The organism is Streptomyces sp. NPDC048349 (assembly GCF_040651925.1).
In the GTDB taxonomy this organism is placed as follows: Bacteria; Actinomycetota; Actinomycetes; order Streptomycetales; family Streptomycetaceae; genus Streptomyces.
The window spans coordinates 1-8044 of sequence record NZ_JBEZLA010000123.1 but is presented as its reverse complement, the minus strand read 5'-3'; the positions used below and the strand labels follow the sequence as shown (position 1 = coordinate 8044).

Here is an 8044-nt window from a genome sequence, read left to right as displayed (position 1 = left end):
GGCGCCGTACGGCGGGCGCGGGCCGGGGTGGTGCTCGCCCCCGAAGGCCGCGGGATCTTCCCTGCGCTCACGATCGAGCGCGGGGGGAAAGGGGCCATGGACGGAGAAGTGGAAGGCGTGCGGACCGCAGCCTACTGGCCTGCGCCTTCGCCCGCCCTGACGACCCCCGTTCCCGGCTTCCGCCAAGGTCGCTCTACCCTCGGTAACCCAACCGGCCGTGAGAAAGCTGCCATGCCGGGCTGGAACCCCGTGAACATCCCCGACCAGAGCGGCCGGATCGAGGTCGTGACCGGGGCCGACAGCGGGATCGGATACGTCACGGTCCGCGAACTGGAGCCGCAGCCCCCGGAAGACGGCGCCCTGCCCCGGAGCGTGCCCCCGTCCGCCCCCGGGACGCCTCCGTCCGCCCCGGCGGGGAGCTGACCGGGACGCACCTGGCGCCGGAGACTCGGTGCCATGGACGACACTCCGGACAACCACCCAGAATCCTCCCGCGACCACGCGGTGGTCCTCGGCGCGGACCTGGCCGCGCCGCCGGCGGCGCGGGTGCTCGCGGAGCGCCTGCCCGGCCCACCACGGCCCGCCGAAGGACGTCGCCCGGTCAGACACCCCCTAGGACGGGTCGGGGCGCAGGGAGCGCCAGATGAGGTCCGGGAGGTGGCGGGCGGACTCCGCCAGGTCGATCTCGTACGTGCTGGACAGCCAGCGGCGGGCGGCCTCGGTGAGCGGGCCCATGACCATGACCTCGATCACGGAGGCCGGCAGCGGGGCGATCTCGCCGCGCTCCACGTGCACCTCCAGCCACTGCGTGAGGGCGGCGAACTGCACCGCCTTGGCCGCGCCGATCTCCTCCGCGTGGGCCACCAGGTAGCCGGAGTAGGCCGAGGCGTGCAGGAACAGGGCGACGTCGCGGTGCTCCTGGGTGAAGCGCAGATAGGACGTCACCCATGACCTGACGCCGGTGCGGGCGGTGCGTGCGCGGGCCAGTGCGGCGGTCATGTCCTCGCCCAGCTGGTCCATGCAGCGGATGTAGAGGGCGGCGGCCATCCCGTCGAAACTGCCGAAGTGGTGGTAGAGACTGCCCAGGCTCACCCCGCTGGCCGAGACGACCGCGTTCACCGTGAACCCCTGCTGTCCGGACTCGGCGAACACCCGCAGCGCGGCGGTCAGGATCTGGTCGACGGTGGCCTCGCCGCGCTGCTGCTTAGGAGACATGTCGGTCCCGTCGGTCCCGTCCGTGTACGTGGGGGTGCGGCGGTGCCGACCGCGCGGCAGAGCCTAGCAAGACCCGCACCCGGCGGGCCTCTGCGCAAGAGCCGCCGGGAAAGGGACGGCCTAGAGCTCCTTGGAGGTCGTGGCGCGCTCGTACAGGGCCCGGACGGCGTCACCGAAGTAGCTGCTGTACGAGGTCTCCTCGTCGCCGCCGCCGTCGCGGCCGCCGATCACCCCGATCAGCGTGTGCCCGTCGGTGAGCACCGGACCGCCGCTGGTGCCGTTCGGCACGTCCGCGCAGTCGAAGCGCAGCTGCGTCGGCCCGGCGGCGCGCGCCGCGTTGCGGCAGTCCACCGGCTGTTCGGAAGTGTTGGGATAACCCATCAGACGTGCGGGGGCGGGCAGTTGGGGCCGGAAGGCGATCGTCTCGGCCCCGGTGACGTCCTCCAGCCGCTGGCCGGGGTAGCCGGGGCGGCGCAGCCGGACGAAGGCGACGTCGTGGTCGGGGTCCTGGTCCTCGGTCCAGCGTGGGTCCACGTCGATCCGGGTGGGCACCCAGATCCCGTACGGGGCCACCCCGTCCTGGTAGCCCGGGGCGAAGGCCAGGTTGGTGCGGAAGCCGCCGGCGTACACGCAGTGGGCGGCGGTGGCGATCAGGTCGCCGCGAGGTGAGTGCACCACGACGGCCGAGCAGTGGTGGTCGGGGTCGCCGTCGGTGCCGGGGGAGAAGAGCGCCCCGACGCCGGGCTCGGCCGGTGCGGGGCGGGCCTCCAGGGGGGTGGAGGGCCGCCACCCGGCGGAGCGCCAGTCCACTGCGGAGTCCCCGCCGGCGAAGGCCTTGCCGTCCGTCGGCGGGTTCGGGTCCTCGCGGACCAATCCGTCCAGCACGGCCGCTGCCGTCCGGTCGGCCCGCTCGGGGTCCTGCTGGTAGACGCCCCGCGCGGCGTCGCCGTCCGCACGGTTCGCGACCAGGCCGCGCAGCTCCCAGAGGTACCACCCGCCCGCGAGGGCGAGGGCGCCGAGCACGCCGACCAGCACGGTGGCCCGTACGGCCCGCCCGTGCACCTTGCTGAACATCTGGTACTCCCGCCCCGCAGACGCGTCCGACGCCTCGTTCGATGGGTACGGACGCGGTCCGGGTTCCGCAATCCGGACGTGTCCGTCCTCACAGCGGCTCCCCGGCCCTCCGCACGTCACTCACCGGCCTTCCATGCGCCATTCAACTCCCCTACGCTCCAGGCGACTTGAGCCGCACTGGAGCGACAGGAGCCGAAGCATGAGACTGCGAAACCGGATGGCGGGCGCGGTGACCGCGGGACTGGCGGCCCTCGCCCTCGCACTGGGCACGGCCCCCGCCGGGGCGGCGGCCTCCGAGGGGCTGCCCTACGCGGGATCGACCGGAGTCGGCGTGCACAACGCCTACGAGAAGGCCAAGTACCCCTACTTCGCGGACGCTCTCGACTCGGGCGCCGCCATGCTCGAGCTCGACGTGTGGACCAACTTCTTCGGAAGCTCGTGGCGGGTCTCGCACAACAACCCCTTCGGCAACGACAGCAACTGCGAGAACGCCACCACCCCCGCCCAGCTGCGCACCAAGGCCCGCAACCAGAACCTGGCGGGCTGCCTCTCCGACATCCGCAGCTGGCACGACGCCCACCCCGGCCACCGGCCCGTCGTCCTCAAGCTGGAACTCAAGGACGGCTTCGCCGCCAACCTCGGCCGCGGCCCGGCCGACCTCGACGCACTGCTGACCGGCAAGCTCGGTGACGCCCTCTACCGGCCCGGCCAGCTGGCCGCGGGCCACCCCGACCTCGACACCGCCGCCCGCGCGGGAGCCTGGCCCAGCCGCGCCGCTCTCGCCGGGAAGTTCATCGTGGAGCTGATCCCCGGCACCGTCGAGGAGGGCAACAGCTCCGACACCCTGTGGACCGACCGGGAGTACGCCACCCACCTGCGCTCCCTCGCCGCCCAGGGCCGGCTGGGCCAGGCCGCAGCGTTCCCGGCCGTGCACCGGGCCGAGGCGGGCGACCCGCGTGTCGCCCGCTACGCCGACGCCTCCCTGCGGCCCTGGTTCGTGGTCTTCGACGGCGACGCGAGCGCCTACGCCGGGGGAGCGATCGACACCGGCTGGTACGACCGCAACCACTACCTGGTGATCGCCACCGACGCCCACAACGTGGCTCCGGCCATCGACTCCACCCGCCCGACGGAGGCGCAGGCCCGCGACCGCCTCGCGTTCCTGGCCGGGCACCACGCCTCCATCGTCTCCGCCGACTGGTACCCGCTGCCCCAGGTCCTGGCCACGGTGGTGCCGCGCGGCTGAGGGGCCGGCGCTACGGCCCCGGGTGCGAGGCCTCCAGCTGCCGGGCCGGCGGGCGGTCCCCGACGGGCCCGGTGGCTGCGGCGGCGGCTCCGGGGCCGGTGGCGAGACTCGCCTCGATCTCGTCGAGCGCGCGGCGGGCCGTGGCGATCCGCTCCCTGACGTCCTCGGCGTCCTGCCGGCCCGGCCCCGCACCCGTATCCGGCCCCGCACCCGTATCCAGCCCCGCACCCCTATCCGGCCCCGCACCCGGCTCCGGGGCCGGCTCCGGGCGCCGTCCCGCCTCCGCCTCGATCTCGCGCGCCTCGTCGAGGGAGTTCAGCACGACGCCGATCAGGACGTTCACCAGCACGAAGGAGGCGAGCAGGGCGTACGAGGCGTAGTAGAGGATGCTGAGCCGGGAGATCTGCAGCCCGGCCCGCACCGCGTCGGTGAGCCCGTCCAGCGTGGTCAGCAGGAACAGGGTGAGCGCGGCGCGGCCCACGGAGCCGTAGTGCTGCGGGTCGGACTCCGCGAAGCAGACCCAGCCGACCATGGCGTACACGTACAGCACCAGCGCGCCGACGAACAGGAAGCTGGCGGTGCCCGGCAGGCTGCGGCCCACCGCGACCAGCAGGATGCGCAGCTGCGGCAGGAAGCGCGCGGTGCGCAGCACGCGGGCCAGCCGCAGCAGCCGCAGCAGGGTGGTGTTCTCCCGCACGAGCGGGACGAAGGCGGACGCCACGACCGCGAGGTCGAAGAGGTTCCAGGGGTCCCGGAAGAATGCTTTCGGCCGGTCGGCGTGCGCGCCCATCCGCAGCAGCATCTCCAGCGTGAACACGACCAGGCAGGCGTCCTCCGCGGCCTCCAGCGCCGACCGGTGCTCCCGCGCCAGCCCGCTGTACGTCTCCAGGCCCATCAGCGCCGCGTTGAGCAGGATCACGGCGAAAACGGCCAGGCCGAAGGCGGAGGCTTCCGTGGCCACCCGGCACCGGGCCGCCAGGTGCACGCGGCCGCGTCGGACCGGCATCGGGACTCTCATCTTGCTCCTCGTACGCGTCTTTCCCCGCAGGCCCGCGCCCGGCGGGGCGCGGTGGTCGTTCCTGTTAACGCCACACACCCGATCGGGTTTCAGGCCGGTGCGCACGCCAACGCGCCGGGCACCGGAAGGCCGCAGGGGTGAAAGTGCGGCGTTAGGGGCGGTTAGGGGATCTGCGGCGGCCCGGCCAGGCCATAGGTTCCTGCCGGAAACCGAAGGGCACCGAGCGAAGGAGCACCCCATGGCCGAGGTCACCCCGACCCCCGAAGCGTGGACCACCCCGGACTTCGTCGCGTACGAGACGGCGTTCGAGGTCACCGCGTACGCGGCGCGTCTGGAGAAGTGAACCCACTGTCGGCGGGCGGGGGTCCGGGCCACCGGCTCCCGCCGTGGCGGGAGAACACATGACGGCACTACTGGACGAGTCCGAGTTCATCGGCGCCCTGCGCGCGCTGTCCTCCTCCTACTGGGGGAGCCACCCCTTCCACCGGCGGCTGCACGGCGGCGAGCTCGACCGCCGGGCCCTGCAGCTGTGGGCGGCCAACCGCTGGTACTACCAGCGGATGCTGCCGCAGAAGGACGCGGCGATCATCAGCAACTGCCCGCTCCCCGAGATCCGGCGGCTCTGGGTGGACCGGCTGGCCTACCACGACGGCACGGCCGGGGACGAGGGCGGCATCGCGCGCTGGCTGCGGCTGTGCGAGGCCGTGGGGCTCAGCCGCGCAGAGGTGCTCGACGAGCGGCACGTGGTCCCCGGCGTGCGCTTCGCGGTCGACGCGTACGTGAACTTCGCCCGGACCAAGCCGTGGGCCGAGGCCGTGGCCTCGGGGCTCACCGAGATGTTCGCCGGGCACCTGATGACCCGCAGGGTCGCCGACATGCTCGCCCACTACGACTGGATCCGCGCCGAGGACCTGGCCTACTTCACGGACCGCATCGAGGCCGTGTCCGGTGAGGGCAAGGGCACCTTGGACATCGTCGTCCGGCACTGCACGACACGGGAGCAGCAGGACGCGGCCGTCGCCGCGCTCCGGTTCAAGTGCGACCTGCTGTGGCTGGTGCTGGACGCCGTCGAACGCGCCACCGACGCGGCCGCGTAGTGGCCGCCACCGCAGAAGGAGGGGCCGTGGACAGGCCCGTGCTCGGCCGCGGGGTGCGGCTCGTCTACGACAGGACGCGGCAGACCCGTGTCGTGCTCCATCCGGAAGGGGTGCTCGTGCCGAACGGGACCGCCGTGGCGGTGCTCGAGCTCTGCGACGGGACCGTGACCGTGCCGCAGATCGCGGCCGCGCTCGGCGACCGGTACGCCGGGGTCCGCGAGACCGAGGTCGGCGCCGTCCTGGAGCGGCTCTCCGAGAAGGGCGTCGTGCGATGGACCTGACCGCCGCCCGCCCCGGGGACGCGGCCCCGCCCCTCGGCCTGCTCGCCGAGCTCACCCACCGCTGTCCGCTGCACTGTGCCTACTGCTCCAACCCGTTGGAACTCATCGAGCGGGAACGGGAGCTGAGCACCGATCAGTGGAGGGACGTGTTCACCCAGGCGCGCGAGATCGGTGTGCTCCAGGTGCACCTGTCCGGCGGCGAGCCGCTGGCCCGGCCCGACCTGCCCGAGCTCGTCTCGCACGTCAGTGGCCTTGGCTGCTACGTCAACCTCGTCACCAGCGGACTCGGTCTCACCGCGGCGCGGCTCGCGGACCTGGTCGAGCGGGGGCTGGACAACGTGCAGCTGTCGGTGCAGGGCGCCGACGCCGCGCGCGCCGACCGGCTCGCGGGGGCCAGGGCCCACCACCACAAGATCGCCGCCGCGGCGCTGATCCGCGAGCACGGCCTTCCCCTCACCGTCAACGCCGTACTGCACCGCGCCAACCACGACCAGCTGGCGGGCCTCATCGAGCTCGCCGAACGCATGGGCGCCGACCGGCTGGAGCTCGCCAACACCCAGTACTACGGCTGGGCGCTGCGCAACCGGGAGGCCCTGATGCCCACCCGGGAGCAGCTGGCCGCGGCCGAACCGGTCGTCCGGGCGGCGATGGAGCGGCTCAAGGGCACGATGGAGATCGTGTACGTCCTCGCCGACTACTACGAGCCGTACCCCAAGCCGTGCATGCACGGGTGGGGGGCGATCCAGCTCACGGTCGCCCCCGACGGCACCGTGCTGCCCTGTCCCGCGGCGGGCGCGATCACCACCCTGGAACTGGACAACGCCACCCGGAAGCCGCTGGCCGAGATCTGGTACGAGTCCGGCTCCTTCAACGCCTACCGCGGCGAGGCGTGGATGTCCGACCCCTGCCGCAGCTGCGACCGGCGCTCCGTCGACCACGGCGGCTGCCGCTGCCAGGCGTTCCTGCTCACCGGGGACGCCGCCGCCACCGATCCGGTCTGCTCGCGCTCCGGCCGGCGCGGCACCGTGGACCTGCTGCTGGCGGGCGTCCCCCCGACGCCCCCGGAGCTGGTGATGCGCGGACCGGGGGCGGTACGCCGATGAGGGCCGTCCTGCTCGGCACCGCCGCCGGAGGCGGCTGCCCGCAGTGGAACTGCGCCTGCCCGGTGTGCACCGCGGGGGCGCCCGCCCGCTGCCAGGACGGCCTCGCCGTCAGTGCCGACGGCGTCGGGTGGTACCTCGTCAACGCCTCGCCCGACATCCGCGCCCAGCTCCTCGCCACCACCGAGCTGGCGGCGGGCCCCGGGCCGCGCGAGACACCGGTGCGCGGAGTGCTGCTCACGGACGCCGAACTCGACCACACCCTCGGCCTGATGATGCTGAGGGAAGGGGCCGGGCTGGGGGTGTGGGCGCCGGCGGCGGTGCTCGGGGCGCTGGGGACGGGGTTCCCGGTGCGGGAGATCCTCGGCGGCTACGGCGGATGGGAGTGGTCCGAGGTGGTCGCCGGCAAGGAGCTGGAGGTCGGCGGGCTGCGGGTGACCGCCTTCGCCGTCGGTGACAAGCGGCCCAAGTACATGCGCTCACACACCGGTTCGGGCGGCCCCTGGGTGGTGGCCTACCGCTTCGAGGACCCGGTCACGGGCGGGGTCCTCGTGTACGCGCCCTGTCTGGCCTCCTGGCCGCCCGGCTTCGACGGGTTCACCGCCGGGGCCGGCTGCGTCCTGCTCGACGGCACCTTCCACTCGGCGCGGGAGTTCGGCGGTGCCACGCGGGCGGCCGGGGCGAGCGGCGCGCAGGCCGTAATGGGGCACCTGCCGGTGACCGGGGAGGGCGGGAGCCTGGCGCACGTCGGGCGTCTGCGGGCGCAGCGGCCGGGCACCAGGTTCGCGTACACGCACCTCAACAACACCAACCCGATGGCCGATCCGCGTTCCCCGGCCCACCGCGAGGTGTGCGCGGCGGGGGCGGAGATCCCGGCCGACGGGACGCGCATCGAGCTCTGACCCGTGTGACGTCGAAGGGTCCGGCCGCCGGAGCGGTACGACCCGCTCGAGCGCCTCGAACCTGAACTTCACCCGCGGCCTCACGATCCCCAACCTGGTGGTCGTCCCGGT

Annotated in this window: 9 protein-coding genes and 1 pseudogene; 7 read left to right on the top strand and 3 right to left on the bottom strand. The window is 73.6% G+C overall.

The features are described from left to right. Positions 1-231: 231 nt before the first annotated feature. A pseudogene (locus AB0D44_RS33865) lies at positions 232-333 on the top strand (short-chain dehydrogenase); the annotation flags it as partial. 279 nt (positions 334-612) lie between these two features. Here AB0D44_RS33865 and AB0D44_RS33860 read toward each other — a convergent pair. Both AB0D44_RS33860 and AB0D44_RS33855 read right to left on the bottom strand, forming a co-directional pair. Then, complete coding sequence (locus AB0D44_RS33860) at positions 613-1215, bottom strand: TetR/AcrR family transcriptional regulator (RefSeq protein WP_362598589.1); 603 nt, start codon at positions 1213-1215, stop codon at positions 613-615. A 120-nt stretch (positions 1216-1335) separates the two neighbouring features. Continuing rightward, on the bottom strand, positions 1336-2289 hold the full coding sequence (locus AB0D44_RS33855) for a trypsin-like peptidase domain-containing protein (RefSeq protein WP_362598586.1): 954 nt from the start codon (positions 2287-2289) through the stop codon (positions 1336-1338). Between the two features lie 199 nt (positions 2290-2488). Here AB0D44_RS33855 and AB0D44_RS33850 point away from each other — a divergent pair, with 199 nt between their 5' ends. After that, positions 2489-3535, top strand: coding sequence for a phosphatidylinositol-specific phospholipase C domain-containing protein (locus AB0D44_RS33850; RefSeq protein WP_362598583.1), 1047 nt, complete (start codon positions 2489-2491; stop codon positions 3533-3535). A gap of 10 nt (positions 3536-3545) precedes the next feature. On the opposite strand, the gene AB0D44_RS33845 is transcribed toward AB0D44_RS33850, so the two are convergent. Beyond that, positions 3546-4541, bottom strand: coding sequence for an ion transporter (locus AB0D44_RS33845; RefSeq protein WP_362598580.1), 996 nt, complete (start codon positions 4539-4541; stop codon positions 3546-3548). A 250-nt stretch (positions 4542-4791) separates the two neighbouring features. Here AB0D44_RS33845 and pqqA point away from each other — a divergent pair, with 250 nt between their 5' ends. Genes pqqA through pqqB form a run of 5 tightly spaced genes read left to right on the top strand, consistent with a single transcriptional unit; the run spans position 4792 to position 7933 of the window. Next, the gene (gene pqqA / locus AB0D44_RS33840) at positions 4792-4896 is read left to right on the top strand and encodes a pyrroloquinoline quinone precursor peptide PqqA (RefSeq protein ID WP_362598577.1); all 105 of its coding nucleotides are present in this window, start codon (positions 4792-4794) and stop codon (positions 4894-4896) included. Positions 4897-4954: 58 nt separating this feature from the next. Then, positions 4955-5650 (top strand): pyrroloquinoline-quinone synthase PqqC, encoded by a 696-nt coding sequence (gene pqqC / locus AB0D44_RS33835; RefSeq protein WP_362598574.1) that lies wholly within the window; start codon positions 4955-4957, stop codon positions 5648-5650. Positions 5651-5676: 26 nt separating this feature from the next. Next, positions 5677-5931, top strand: a complete 255-nt coding sequence (pqqD, locus tag AB0D44_RS33830; RefSeq protein WP_362598571.1) for a pyrroloquinoline quinone biosynthesis peptide chaperone PqqD — start codon at positions 5677-5679, stop codon at positions 5929-5931. Continuing rightward, positions 5922-7034: a pyrroloquinoline quinone biosynthesis protein PqqE gene (gene pqqE / locus AB0D44_RS33825; RefSeq protein WP_362598568.1), complete on the top strand. Its 1113-nt coding sequence runs from the start codon at positions 5922-5924 to the stop codon at positions 7032-7034. The genes pqqD and pqqE overlap by 10 nt, the downstream gene beginning before the upstream one ends. After that, complete coding sequence (gene pqqB / locus AB0D44_RS33820; RefSeq protein WP_362598566.1) at positions 7031-7933, top strand: pyrroloquinoline quinone biosynthesis protein PqqB; 903 nt, start codon at positions 7031-7033, stop codon at positions 7931-7933. The genes pqqE and pqqB overlap by 4 nt, the downstream gene beginning before the upstream one ends. Positions 7934-8044: the final 111 nt, after the last annotated feature.